The 11,633-nt window shown below is 69.7% G+C and carries 13 protein-coding genes and 2 pseudogenes; 9 read left to right on the forward strand and 6 right to left on the reverse strand.

What is annotated here, in order from left to right; all coding sequences use genetic code 11:
- Positions 1-145: 145 nt before the first annotated feature.
- Positions 146-1,276, reverse strand: coding sequence for an ADP-ribosylglycohydrolase family protein (locus BR98_RS01345; protein WP_232247192.1), 1,131 nt, complete (start codon positions 1,274-1,276; stop codon positions 146-148).
- A gap of 114 nt (positions 1,277-1,390) precedes the next feature.
- Positions 1,391-1,813 (reverse strand): hypothetical protein, encoded by a 423-nt coding sequence (locus BR98_RS01350; RefSeq protein ID WP_035839153.1) that lies wholly within the window; start codon positions 1,811-1,813, stop codon positions 1,391-1,393.
- A 517-nt stretch (positions 1,814-2,330) separates the two neighbouring features.
- On the opposite strand from BR98_RS01350, the gene BR98_RS01355 reads away from it, so the two are divergent.
- On the forward strand, positions 2,331-2,741 hold the full coding sequence (locus tag BR98_RS01355; protein ID WP_035839155.1) for a RidA family protein: 411 nt from the start codon (positions 2,331-2,333) through the stop codon (positions 2,739-2,741).
- A 300-nt stretch (positions 2,742-3,041) separates the two neighbouring features.
- Here BR98_RS01355 and BR98_RS38885 read toward each other — a convergent pair.
- A pseudogene (locus BR98_RS38885) lies at positions 3,042-3,155 on the reverse strand (IS5/IS1182 family transposase); the annotation flags it as partial.
- A 296-nt stretch (positions 3,156-3,451) separates the two neighbouring features.
- Between BR98_RS38885 and BR98_RS38890 the strand changes: the two are divergent.
- The 4 genes from BR98_RS38890 to BR98_RS01370 all read left to right on the forward strand — a co-directional run bounded on the left by BR98_RS38890 (position 3,452) and on the right by BR98_RS01370 (position 5,409).
- A complete protein-coding gene (locus BR98_RS38890; protein ID WP_157537291.1) occupies positions 3,452-3,616 on the forward strand; it encodes a hypothetical protein in 165 nt (54 codons plus the stop codon).
- A gap of 62 nt (positions 3,617-3,678) precedes the next feature.
- Complete coding sequence (locus BR98_RS01360) at positions 3,679-4,173, forward strand: hypothetical protein (protein ID WP_035839158.1); 495 nt, start codon at positions 3,679-3,681, stop codon at positions 4,171-4,173.
- A gap of 306 nt (positions 4,174-4,479) precedes the next feature.
- Complete coding sequence (locus BR98_RS01365) at positions 4,480-5,118, forward strand: hypothetical protein (RefSeq protein ID WP_157537293.1); 639 nt, start codon at positions 4,480-4,482, stop codon at positions 5,116-5,118.
- A 36-nt stretch (positions 5,119-5,154) separates the two neighbouring features.
- Positions 5,155-5,409 carry a hypothetical protein gene (locus tag BR98_RS01370; protein WP_051969175.1) on the forward strand — a complete coding sequence of 85 codons (255 nt, stop codon included), beginning with the start codon at positions 5,155-5,157 and terminating at the stop codon, positions 5,407-5,409.
- Position 5,410: 1 nt separating this feature from the next.
- Here BR98_RS01370 and BR98_RS01375 read toward each other — a convergent pair whose 3' ends face one another.
- Positions 5,411-6,070: a TetR/AcrR family transcriptional regulator gene (locus tag BR98_RS01375; RefSeq protein WP_051969176.1), complete on the reverse strand. Its 660-nt coding sequence runs from the start codon at positions 6,068-6,070 to the stop codon at positions 5,411-5,413.
- 121 nt (positions 6,071-6,191) lie between these two features.
- Here BR98_RS01375 and BR98_RS01380 point away from each other — a divergent pair, with 121 nt between their 5' ends.
- The 3 genes and pseudogenes from BR98_RS01380 to BR98_RS37290 form a co-directional block, all read left to right on the forward strand.
- Positions 6,192-7,223: a medium chain dehydrogenase/reductase family protein gene (locus tag BR98_RS01380; RefSeq protein WP_035839164.1), complete on the forward strand. Its 1,032-nt coding sequence runs from the start codon at positions 6,192-6,194 to the stop codon at positions 7,221-7,223.
- A 452-nt stretch (positions 7,224-7,675) separates the two neighbouring features.
- Positions 7,676-7,972, forward strand: coding sequence for a cupin domain-containing protein (locus BR98_RS01385; RefSeq protein ID WP_035842371.1), 297 nt, complete (start codon positions 7,676-7,678; stop codon positions 7,970-7,972).
- Positions 7,973-8,056: 84 nt separating this feature from the next.
- A pseudogene (locus BR98_RS37290) lies at positions 8,057-8,230 on the forward strand (IS630 family transposase); the annotation flags it as partial.
- A gap of 64 nt (positions 8,231-8,294) precedes the next feature.
- On the opposite strand, the gene BR98_RS01390 reads toward BR98_RS37290, so the two are convergent.
- Positions 8,295-9,029 (reverse strand): Type 1 glutamine amidotransferase-like domain-containing protein, encoded by a 735-nt coding sequence (locus BR98_RS01390; RefSeq protein WP_035839167.1) that lies wholly within the window; start codon positions 9,027-9,029, stop codon positions 8,295-8,297.
- Positions 9,030-9,486: 457 nt separating this feature from the next.
- Between BR98_RS01390 and BR98_RS01395 the strand changes: the two genes are divergently transcribed.
- Positions 9,487-10,572, forward strand: a complete 1,086-nt coding sequence (locus BR98_RS01395) for an MBL fold metallo-hydrolase (protein ID WP_051969177.1) — start codon at positions 9,487-9,489, stop codon at positions 10,570-10,572.
- A gap of 330 nt (positions 10,573-10,902) precedes the next feature.
- On the opposite strand, the gene BR98_RS01400 is transcribed toward BR98_RS01395, so the two are convergent.
- Positions 10,903-11,589, reverse strand: coding sequence for an alpha/beta fold hydrolase (locus BR98_RS01400; RefSeq protein WP_035839169.1), 687 nt, complete (start codon positions 11,587-11,589; stop codon positions 10,903-10,905).
- Between the last annotated feature and the right edge of the window lie 44 nt (positions 11,590-11,633).

Raw genomic sequence — 11,633 nt, forward strand, 5'->3', positions numbered from 1 at the left:
CGCGAGTCAGCCTGACGCTGCGTCAGCCGAGCCGCGAGACGCCGCCGGCTTATCCACACGAACGGGACCCAGGGGCCTGCGGGACCCGTCCCGTCCCTCCCGTCCCGGCCAGGGGTGGCCCAGCCAGGGGAGGCCGGGGCTGGTGTCACCAGCCGGGATAGCGGTTCCACCAGTTCGGGTCGCGGGCCGGCAAGTATTCGCTGCCACCGGGCGAGTCGACGTGCTCCTGAAGCAGGTCGCGGGCCAAGGTATCGAGCACCCAGGCCAGTTCGAGCCGGCTCAGCAGCTCGACCGGCAACGCGTCCACGCCGTGCGCGGCACCCAGCAGCGCGCCGGCGGTGGACGCCACCGAGTTGCCGTCCGGCGCGCCGGCCGCGAATTGCAGGGCCGCACGCACGGTGTCGCGGCCGGGGAAGCGGGAGACGACCAGGAGCGCGCCGAGCAGCGCCGAGGAGGCCGTCGCATCCGGAGCTATCCAGGCGAGCTGCCCGTGGTCCGCGACGCCGCCGGGCGCCCTCAGCAGGTCCACAACGGTGTCCGGGCTCGCCGAGTGCGGCAGGGGCAGCCGACGGACCAGCGCGGCGGCCGGGTGCTCCGCAACCGGACCAAGGCTCGTCCAGCCCTGGAACGGATCGCTCTCGGTCAGGCAGCGGGACACGAGTTCGGCCGAGCCGGCAACCACCTCCTGGACGTCCGCAGCACCGTGGGTGAGCGCGGCAGTCTCACGGATCGCCGAGGCGCAGCCGTCCGAGCCGGACAGCTGCCACAGCAGTCCAAGGGCCAGGCTCCGGGTGAGCGCGTGGGCCCCCCGGCTGTCGGAGACCGGCCGCGTCAACGTCCCCTGCGTCAGGGCGGTCAGCGCCGCCACCGTGGCCGGCGCCGAGCCGCGACGCTCGCGCAAGGCAGGCACCTGCGCCAGCCAGCCGTCCGGCCACCGGTCGCCACCACTGCCCGCCCACCGCTCGGCGATCCGCTCCGGCTCGATCCCCTGCAAAAACGCCCAGCGGCAATACGCGTGCCACACCACCGACGGCGCATGACAGATCCCCCTGTGGCTGCTCCGCATCGAGGCGCGGATCGCCCCCTCGATAGTGAACGCCGCCAACTGCGTACTCACACCGATCCGCAACGGCCCCTCGGCCGGCCACCGGCCCCGGACCACCCCCGCCGCGTCCCCCAACGCCGCTCCCAGCACCAGCCCCCGCACCCGCGCCTCACTCACCGCCGCCTTCCCCGCCATACCCTGCCTCCCCCATCGCGCCACCGGTTTCACCATGACATCCCATCACAAGAGCGCCTCCACGAAGTCGGCCGCTTCCCGAACACGCCACGCGCCCAATGGGACGCCCACCCGCTCCCCCGGCCGACCCGCTCCCCCGCCACGCCACGGCTAGACCATGGTCACCAGGTGATCCGTGGGACCGTAGTCGATCTTCCAGTCGACATAGACCCCCACGAAGCCGTCCCGCTGGCACCGCAGCCCAACCGTCACCCAGCGGACCGACCCGTAGTCGGAGAGCGAGAACGCGACCGCCGTCTCGAACTCCTCACTCCCGCACGGGCAACAAGCCTCGCCAGGATCCGCGTCCGCCCAGAACTCCTCGCTGTCCGCGACGAACGCGCGGCGGCCGCAACCAGCACAGAGCCGCTCCGCTCCGCCCTCGACATCGTCGACAAGCACGCGGAACACCCGCCCGCCGCACCCACCACAGACAGAAGCAACGATCCTCACCGGACGGCCGTCGGCAGCGCTACGGAGAAACACCGCGAGCTCCGCAGAGACACCCTCGCCAACCTGATCATCAGCATGCACAGGCACATCGTCCCAGCCCCCGAACGATCACCCGTCCACCTTGACCGGTCGGTGCGGATCGTCGCGGCCGACGGCGCGGTGCACAGGACGCGGCACCGGCCCGTCCCGGGTCCACTGTCGGCATCGGCGCTGGCTCGCCGACACTGCCGTCGGCGCCCTGAGACGGCGTGCACGCCCTCGACGACGTCATCCTCGACACCGGGCCGTGGACAGTCGGCGGGCGACCGAGCGCAGTGTCCAACCGTCCCTGCCAGCGCGGGATCAATTCTGCGCTCTCCGTGACTTTGTTCATGGGCGGAGTGACGTTTTCTCAGGGAAATGATCTTCGCGAAGGAGTGGTGCGAGTCGGGCGGATCGGCCCGTGCGAACCGGTCCCCTGGCCGTGCCGGCGGCTGCGGCTGGAACCCGTGACGCAGCCGCTCATCGCGTGGGGGCGCAGAGGAAATGGAAGGCGGGACCCAGCAGAGCGTTGGCAAAATGCCCACGCTCGACCTTCGACGTGAAAGGACTGACCAGCATGCCTCGTACCGTCACTCTGATCCGCTCCGCCTCCCTCTCCGACGTCGCCGAGTATGCCTACGCGGCCACGGCACCCGCCGACTCCCGCCTGGTCTTCCTCGCCGGTGCCTGCCCGCTGAACGACGACGGCTCCACGGCAGCGATCGGGGACTACGCGGGCCAGGCTGCGAAAGCGGTCGAGAACATGGAGACGGCTCTGGCTGCCGCGGGTGCAACACTCCAGGACGTCATCAGCACGCGCGTCCTCGTCGCCTCGGCCCGACGTGAGGACCTGGTGACCGCCTGGAAGGTGGTCCGGGACGCGTTCAGTGACCATGATGTCCCCAGCACGTTGCTGGGCGTCACCGTACTTGGCTACGAGAACCAGCTCGTCGAGATCGAGGCCGTCGCTGCCGTCCTCGATTCCTGAGTTCAGCGGACGGGCGGCACCGCCACCCGACAACCATGAGGCGCCCGACCGGTGTTGCTGCTCGGAGACCGTTCCCGCGTCGAGCCTGTGGGATTCGAACCCACGGCGACATGGCCGCCGCGACGGTCTTCAAGACACGAGGATCACTTCGATTGCCCGTTGAGGAGGAGGGCGGCGCGGGCGATGTCGCCGATGCGGCACGGGCTGAGCGTGACATGCTTGAGCGCGCGCCAGCGTTCCTTGAGCTCGGCGGCGGCCCGCTCGCCAAGCGCTCGGACGCACCTGATCAGGCCTTTGCCGTTGGCAGCGGGTCAGGACTCGGTGCAGATCGGATGCTTGGTCGGCCAGGACATCGATGCCCTCGTGGAGGTAGCGGTAGCCGGGGGCCCGGGAGACGCCGGCGTCGCGGGCCAGACCGTGCACACAGCCGCGCTCGCGGCATGCACTCCCTTCGCGCCGCCGTCCCGACCAGCGCCGACCGTCTCGAGGACCTGGTCCAACGCCGCCCCACCACGCCGATCCGGCAGCGGCGCTTCGACCCCCGGGCCCATACGCCGTTGCCGCGCAAACGGCGCTCGCCGCCCTCCCCCACCCGAGCGACGGCGAGCCGACCGCTCCGGGCAGGCCTGCCAGTACCGAACAGAATCGGCTTCTCACGTGCCTGACCAGTTATCCGGGTTGTAAGGCGAGTTCGCATCTTGCGTGACCGGGTGCGGTTTCACCCCTCCGCCTGGGCCGGGGTCCTGGCGCGCTGGTCGGCGCCGACCCGGCAGCAACCGGCGGCGATCACCAGCGCCCATCTGGTCCCGCTCGTCCGAGCCGGCGCAACGTTCGACAACGGCGTCCTCGTCGAGCGGCAAGACCAGGCCGCATGACAGAATCGCGTGCCCAATTTCGGAGGTCTCCCGGCCCACCCGTTGGTAGGTTCAGGCGCATCATGCTGACACTCATCGGTACATTGGGCGGAGTCTTCATCACGGCCCTGTTCGGCCTTCTCACCGCCCATTTCTCCCAGCGCTGGCAGTACCGCCGGGTGGAACAGGAGCACCGGTTGCAGATCGAGCGGGAGATACGCACAGCCCGTCATGAGGCCTACGCCCGCCTGATCGTGGCCGCGCAGGCGCTCTTCGACAAGGCCATGGAGTACTACAAGGTGAACCAGGCCCAGCCCACCCCGACGGCGGAGTACCCGGCGCCACCGGAACTCGACAAGTTGGACACCGAATTCGAGATCCGCCGGGTCGAGGCGTTCCTCCTGGCCAGCGCTCCAGTGCAAGCGGAGCTGGACACATACACCGAGTGGCTTCGCACCTTCTGGCCGGAGGCGGCCAGCGGCACCGGGATCTTCATGGTCGACGATGCCAACAAGGACCATCCGTACCATCACATGCTTCGTGCGATGCAGACCGAGCTGACTCCGCCGAGCCAGTGACGATGGGCCTCTTCGGGCCGGGTTGGTGGTGCAACCGGCGGGCCCAACGACCAGTGCTCCTACCAGGACTTCGCACGATCCACCTGTCTCCCGGGCCAACCGCAGCCGGGCGCAGCCAGGTACATCCGAACGGGATGGTCAACCCATCCACAACTCTTGACTATTGCTCCCGGCTGGTCAGCAGGTGACTGTATGTCAGGGTAGCGACGCGGCCGGGACGGCTTCGTGACAAACGGACGACAGCATGGCCGTGTGGCAATGGAAAGATCACACTGGCGGCGCAGAGCCCTGGTCCTAGGTTCCGGCGTGTTGGCCGCGGCGGTTGTCGCCGGCGCTTACTGGGGCTACCTACCCGGCTGGCCGGGCATCGGGGGTGTCGCACGATCCGCCGAAGTGGCAGCTGCGAGCCGGACCGCGTCTGCGGAGCTGGACCGCCGGCTGGCCGAGACGGCCGGCACGCTCCCCGGCGCTCCCCGACGCCTGGGAGATGCGACGCTGGACCGCTGTCTCAGAGAGCGGCGCGAGTTCGCCTCCGACCCTGCACTCCCGGTGTTCTGCCAGCGGCAGACGGCGCTGTACCTGGCCTTCGACGGCAACGTCCAGGATGTCGCCCGGCAGTGGTGCGAAAAGCTCAACGCCGCCCACTGGCAAGGCTCCGCGGCGCCATTCCCGCCCGGCGCAGGCTACCGCGCCGAGCGCTATGACTACATCGACAGTGCGACGGACGACTACCTGGTCATCACGATGATCAGCGACCAGGAGTCCCTTCCACTGCTCAAGAACGAGCAGTACTTCGAAGGGGCCACCCAATTTCGCCGCGAACAACGGCCGTTGGGCGATATGAGTGCTGCGGAGTCGGCGCTGTCTAGCGGCCATCGCGTGGCTGAGATCTCATTGATCCGCACGTACTTCTCGGAGGGACCGCGGCCGAGACCGCCCTATTAGGTCCGAACTGCCCAGACGGGGGCGGCCGAGCAGGCGGTGAACAAGGCGTTCGTGCTGCGGGTGGTGGAGTTGGCGATGGCGCGGCACCGCTGGGACGAGCTGGGATGCGAACCGCCGTTCGTGATGGAGCAGTTGCGGGAGTTCCACCGCTTGGTCGAGGCCTTCGACCGGGGCGCCGTCGCGCCCGGGTCGGCGCCGGAGGAGGTGGACGACCTCCGCTGCCCCCGCCATCGGGTGCTCGCGCCGTTGGCGTGCGTCGACGGCTGCGTGTTCTGCACTCGGGGTTACTGAGTCAGCGGCCGGTGAGTGTGGCCACCTCGGCGGCATAGAGGTGGGCCGGGTCGAAGCCCATGCCCGTGAAGTGGCCGGCCAGTTCGAGGGAGAGCACGCCGTGCAGGCGGGTCCAGAAGGCGAGTGCGCGCCGGCTCGTCGCCTCCGGGTGCCGACCGGCCCAGGCGAGGTGCTCGGCCAGCCGTGCCTCCAGCGGTGAGGTCGGAACTGCGGTGAGAGGCCCGTCGGCGCAGGCGTCCAGCAGGACGGACATGATCTCCGCGGTGATCCGGGTGGTGTCCTCGGGCGCGTGATAGCCGGGCACCGGGGTCCCGTAGAGCAGGAAGTACCGCTGCGGGTCGGCCAGTGCCCAGTCGCGCAGGGCGTGGGCGAGGCCGGCCAGGTCGGCGCCGGCCTCGGCGCGGGTGCGGAAGGTGTCGGCCAGGCTGCGGTAGGCGTCCCGGATCAGCTCGGTGATCAACTCGTCGCGGTTGACGAAGTACCGGTACAGGGCCGGGCCGCTCATGCCGATCTGCTTCGCGATGGCGTTGAGCGAGAGCGCGGAGGCACCGGCCGAGGCGATCTGCTCCCAGGCGTGGCGCTTGATCTCCTCCTGCACCTGGGCGCGGTAGCGCTCCCTGGGTGTCACCGCCTCCGGCTTGCTCACGACCCCGTGCTCCATTCTCCCGTCCAGCTCCAGCATTGGTTAGAAGGTATCACGGAAGCGATTGACCATCACGGCTTCGAGTGTTACAACTTCTAACGAACGCAAGAGCAACTAGCGGACGGATGGGAGAGTGGACATGAACGACCAGACCCTCACGGAGGTCGTGCTCCCGGGCATCGTGGCGCCGGAAGGCCTGCAGATCCGGCAGGCGGCGGTGCCGACGCCGGGGGCGGGGCAGCTGGTGATCGCCATGGAGGCCACCGGCGTCTCGTTCGCCGAGCAGCAGATGCGCCGCGGGCGGTACTACGACCAGCCGCCGTTCCCCTTCGTCCCGGGGTACGACGTGGTCGGCCGGGTGCTGAGCACCGGTCCGGGGGTGGACCCGGCCCTCGCCGGGCGCCGGGTGGCCGTGCTGCTCAAGGTCGGCGGCTGGGCCAGCCACGTGCTGGTGGACGCGCGGGACGCGGTCGAGGTGCCCGACGGCCTGTCAGCCGCCGAGGCCGAGACCGTCGTGGTCAACGGCATCACCGCCTGGCAGCTGCTGCATCGCACCGCCCGAGTCCGGGCCGGCCAGACCGTCCTGGTGCACGGCGCCGGCGGCGGGGTGGGCCAGGTCCTGGTGCAGCTCGCGAACGCGGCCGGCGTGCGGGTGATCGGCACTGCCTCGCCCCGGCACCACGAGGCGCTGCGCGCCCTGGGTGTCAGCCCGATCGACTACCGCGAGGCGGACGTGCCCGCCCAGGTCCGCGAGCTGGCCCCCGGCGGCGTGGCCGCCGTCTTCGACCACGTGGGCGGGCCCGGCGTCGTCGACTCCTGGGGGATGCTGGCCCCCGGCGGCACCCTGGTCTGCTACGGCAGCGCCGCAACCCGGGACGACAGCGGCTCGAAGCAGTGGCCGGTGCTCAAGATCCTCGCCCGCACCATGCTGTGGAACGCGCTGCCGAACGGCCGTCGCGCCCACTTCTACAACATCTGGGCCGGCCGCAAGCTCCAGCCGACCCGGTTCCGCGCCCGGCTGCGCAGCGACCTGACCGAGGTCTTCACCGCCCTGCGCACCGGTGAGCTGACCGCCCCCATCGGCGCCCGGCTCCCGCTCGCCGAGGCCGCCGAGGCGCTGCGGCTGGCCGAGTCGGGAACGGTCACGGGGAAGGTGGTGCTGACCTCCTGATGTCGCCGAGTCGGACGGCCGTCCCGGCGAACGGCCGAACAGGCAAACGGGCAAACGAGCAAACGGGCGCCAACTGTCGCACGGGGCAGGCGGGCCAAGGCGCTGTCTTGAGGTCGCTGACCTGAGGATGCGCCACGTCGGCTTCGAGAAGCCGCAGGCCGTAACCGCCCTGCGCGTCGCCGGCCAGAACTCTGCGGACGATCCCGACGAGGTCGTCCGCAGGTGACGTCCGCGATCCGGGGCCGGGCAGGCAGAGCAGGCCGAGCGGCCTCCGACACGAAATGTGACGTGACGTCCGTTCTGCGATCACCCTCGGGCCGGCTGGAACTGACGGTGCGGAGCGCTCGAGGACCGGCCCACCGGCCGGGCTGTCCCGCCGTGCACGGCCGTGTGCCCGGAGCTACCGTCGACAGCAGGTCAACGATGCTTCCACTCTCAATCAGGAGGTTCCCATGGCAGCTGACGCTGCACAGGTGGCACCCGACGCATACAAGGTCCTCTTCGAGAACGATCGGGTGCGGCTGCTCGAGGCCCGGCTTCAGCCTGGTGCCACGACAGCCATGCATCATCATCGCGACAACCTCGTCTACAACCTCGCGGACGGGAAGGTGGCCTTCACCGACGAGTCCGGGGAAACCATCGAGGTCTCGCTCGCAGCCGGCGAGACGATGTGGTTCCCAGCCGTGGATCACTCAACTCACAACACCGGGAACACCGAGGTCCGCTCCCTGCTGTTCGAGCTGAAGTAGCCGCCCGCACCACCGACGCAACCGGGTAGCCGGGCCGGGTCACCCGACCTCCTCCCGCAGCACCGCGCCAGCGTGATCCTGGACAACCACGCGGTCCAGACCCGCGCGCTGCACGTCTACCTGCGCTGGCGCAAAGCCAACGCCAACGCCAACGCCCGCCACCCCGGCATCCGGGATGCCCAACGCCGCGAACGCGCCCGTATCCGCAGCGAGAAAGGCGTCCGCTGGGGCGGACGGCCCCGGTCAACTGCGGCGTGACGTGGCGGACAGGTCAAGGAGGGAACGCCCCGACCGACGTTCCCTCAGGAACTGCCCGGTGCTGTTAGGGCTGGAACAGTTTCCACTGCCCCTCGGAAACGACCTCGGCGGCGCCGTCGACCACCTTGATGGCGGTCTCGTCGTCGATCGCATACGTCGGCGCGGGAATTCGTGCCGCCCACCTTTCCGCGTTGGGCAAGGAGGCGTCGGGGTGGTCCGGATTCTCCAGGTGCGGGATCACCGCGAAGTCGACGAGTCCTGCTCCCTGTCCCGTGACCAGGATTCTGTCGACGTCACCCTGAGGCGTGGCGAAGACGATGTCTTCCGACCTCAACGGTCCATCGTTCCCGCGGGGCGGTTCGCGGTAGGTCTCGACAAAGGTGGAGGCAACAGCCATGCTCCCGGCGCTCACCCCCACGTAGACCGCCTCGGAGCGCAGCGTCGGCAGTAGGCCGGTCAAACCGGAGCGCCGCATCCAGTTGGCGAGAAACAGGGGGTCTCCGCCCCACACCAGCAGGGCATCGACGGCCTGGACCGTTGGCACCCAAGCAGCCTCCTCGATGCTCGACAGCGCCGTCAGCTCCAGGATCCCCAACGATTTCCAACCCAATCCACACAACGGCGATGGGCCCTCACCGGACATCGCCCGCCACGCCATGCCGGGCCCGCCAGGGAAGGGGTAGATGGCGGTGGGGATGAACAGGGCGTTGGACTCGGCGATCGGTTTGCCCAGCAGGTCGACCAGCGCGTCGTGGATGCTGCTGTTCTTGATCCCGGAGGACGTAAGGAGTGCTCTCATCTGCCTACCTCCCTGAGTTGCCTACCGCGGAGCGCTCGCTGCGCCCCGAGGAGCCTCGCTGGACCCGCGCTTGGGCCAGACACAGACCAATCCGGGCGGCGCGATGCACCACCCGAACATCGGTCCGATCACCACAACGAGCCACTCCCAGACCATAAAAGGCAGGTACGACACAACCGGCCAACGCAACCGGTGGCGCTGCTCGGCGCTCAGGGCGCGGCAGAGCCGGAGTGGCCGAGGGATGTCCCGGCCGTCGGCTCCGCGCGGACAGCCGGCGACGCGCGGCCTAGGCTGGTCGGCAGGGACTCGTCGAAGACGCGTCCGCAACGTGGCGGTGGGCGGCCGGGCCGCCAAGACGGATCGGCTGGCAACACCCGCCATCACTCACCGGATGGATCGTCGCTTCCGCCGCTCACGGCCCGACGATCCGGACCGGGACGAGACTGCGGGAGGGTCCATGACCGCGCTCGGTGAGCTGATCGAGATCGACGACCGGACCGCGCTGGTCCTCGGGCAGGGACTGCATCTCGAGCGGGATCAGCCGGATGTCGCCAACGCCCTCGTCCACCGGGTCGGCGACACCCTGGTGATCGTCGACACCGGCGTCACGGAGAGCTTTCGCACGGCGTTACGGGAGGCGACCGGCCGCGTCGGACCATGGTCACGCGCACTGCTGCTGACCACGCACGGCCACCCCGACCATGTCGGCAACAACGACCTGGCCGACGAACTGGGTGTGCCGGTGGAGCACTACGTCCCCGCTCCGGACATCGACCAGATGCTAGACCCTGCGCAGTACTGGGTGCAGTCCTTCCACCGCATCGCGGGGCTGTCGCCATTACCCGCTCCGTCGGCACTCGCCGGCAAGATGCTGGCGCTCTTCCAGCCCATGCGGCCCTTCGGCGTCACGACCCGCGCCTACGAGGAGCGACCGCTCGAGCCCATCCGCATCGGCTCGCTTCGATTCGCCGGCTGGACCTTCGCCGACGGCGCGGTCCGGGTGCTGCGCAGCCAGGGCCACTGCGCCGGGCACGTGATCGTGCACCTGCGCGACTGCGGCGTGCTCCACCTGTCGGACGAGGGCAACGGGCCCTGCGGTGCGATGATCGATGCCGACCAGCTCAAGATCCAGACCGTGCTCGGCGCCGCCTGCCGACTCTTCGAGGAGAAGGAAGCCACGCTCCTCACCGACGGGCACACCTTCGCCCTGCGCCGCGGTTCCGATGCGGTGGCCTATCTGGACGGGCTGCTGGACCAGGCCACCGCCCTGCAAGCAGCTGCCCTCGGTGTGATCGGAGAGAGCCGTCAGGTTCGGCCGAGCGCGTTTGCCACCGGCTACGCGAAAGCCTTCGCCGAGCTGGAGGTGGGCGGCGCCAACCCGAATGCGATGTTCACCGCCATGGTGGCGGTCAACCAGCTCCGCGAACTCGGGCTACGGCCGGAGTCCCCAACGGCCGACGACGGACCCTGGTCCCGGCCCGCCCTGCGCAACCCCGGCCCTGCGGATCCCGGCACCCGTGCCGGCAGCGACGGTCCCGGCTGACGGGCGTTCCCCTGCTGAGCCGCTGAGCCGCTGAGCCGCTGAGCGACCATCGGGCAGCCATCACCCCCGCCGCCCTCCTCAATCCTGCACGGCGAGCAGGACACCAACGTCCCGCTCAGCCAGGCGGTCACGTATCCGCACCTGGTACGACCGCTGGCTGTAGGCCAGACGGCGCCCTTCTCCTGAGGCGCCCCTCAAGGCACCACTGAAGTCACCTCACCCACCTCGCATATGCGTGGGCGTCAGTCGCTGTTGCGGGATTCCAGGTTGGCCGCACTCGGGGTGGTAGCCGATGCACCAACAGCCACGGAATGAAAAGTCCCTGCTTGGTCAGTCCCGGGACGCTGCCAGGTCGAGGAGACGGGCGAGTTCGGCCGGTTTGGTGAACATCGGCCAGTGGCCGGAGTCGATGTCGACGAACTCGACGTGCTTGGCTCGGGCGAGTTCCGGCGCCTCGCCGCCAGCGATCCATTCGCGGGCCTGCTCGGGGGTGAATTCCGGGCAGACCACCACCACCGCAACGTCGTAGCGGCGCTGGTCCGTCAGCCGGACCACTCCCCTGGCCACCTGTTGTGGGACGGGGATGGCCTCGGCTGCGATGCGCTGCCGGAGGTCCTCGTCGAGGTCGGCGCTGTCTGCTCCCGCGAACGGGCCCCAGCCGGGGAAGGGCATGGCGCCGTCGCGCATCTCGAAGAAGTCGGCGTACGGCTGGCCGTCCTCGTTGGGGAAGCCGCCGATCAGCGCCAGCTTGGCCACCCGTTCGGGGCGCGCGTCAGCGGCCAGCCAGCCGAGGGTGCAGGCGGCGGAGTGGGCGACGAGCAGGGGCTTCTCCGACGCTGCGTCAACGGCCGCGAGGACTGCCGTCACCTGCTCGTCGAGCGTGGCGGACGAGCGTCCGTCGCCCTGGCCCGGAAGAGTCACCGGCCGCGGGCGGTGCCCGAGTTCCTCAAGGGCCGGTGTCACCGAGTCCCAGGCGGTGCCGTCCAGCCACAGGCCGCCGATGAGCAGGATTTCCACAGTGAGATCCACTTTCGTGTCGGGGTTGTCGGGGTTGAAAGAGA

Origin of the sequence: Kitasatospora azatica KCTC 9699, assembly GCF_000744785.1 — a bacterium.
Lineage (GTDB): Bacteria > Actinomycetota > Actinomycetes > Streptomycetales > Streptomycetaceae > Kitasatospora > Kitasatospora azatica.

Coding starts and splice junctions, on each gene's coding strand:
- BR98_RS01355 (WP_035839155.1), top strand. CDS start 2,331: ATGCCTCGTACCGTCACTCTGATCCGCTCCGCCTCCCTCTCCGACGTC.
- BR98_RS01395 (WP_051969177.1), top strand. CDS start 9,487: ATGACCGCGCTCGGTGAGCTGATCGAGATCGACGACCGGACCGCGCTG.
- BR98_RS01360 (WP_035839158.1), top strand. CDS start 3,679: ATGCTGACACTCATCGGTACATTGGGCGGAGTCTTCATCACGGCCCTG.
- BR98_RS01390 (WP_035839167.1), bottom strand. CDS start 9,029: ATGAGAGCACTCCTTACGTCCTCCGGGATCAAGAACAGCAGCATCCAC.
- BR98_RS01385 (WP_035842371.1), top strand. CDS start 7,676: ATGGCAGCTGACGCTGCACAGGTGGCACCCGACGCATACAAGGTCCTC.
- BR98_RS01380 (WP_035839164.1), top strand. CDS start 6,192: ATGAACGACCAGACCCTCACGGAGGTCGTGCTCCCGGGCATCGTGGCG.
- BR98_RS01375 (WP_051969176.1), bottom strand. CDS start 6,070: ATGGAGCACGGGGTCGTGAGCAAGCCGGAGGCGGTGACACCCAGGGAG.
- BR98_RS01345 (WP_232247192.1), bottom strand. CDS start 1,276: ATGGTGAAACCGGTGGCGCGATGGGGGAGGCAGGGTATGGCGGGGAAG.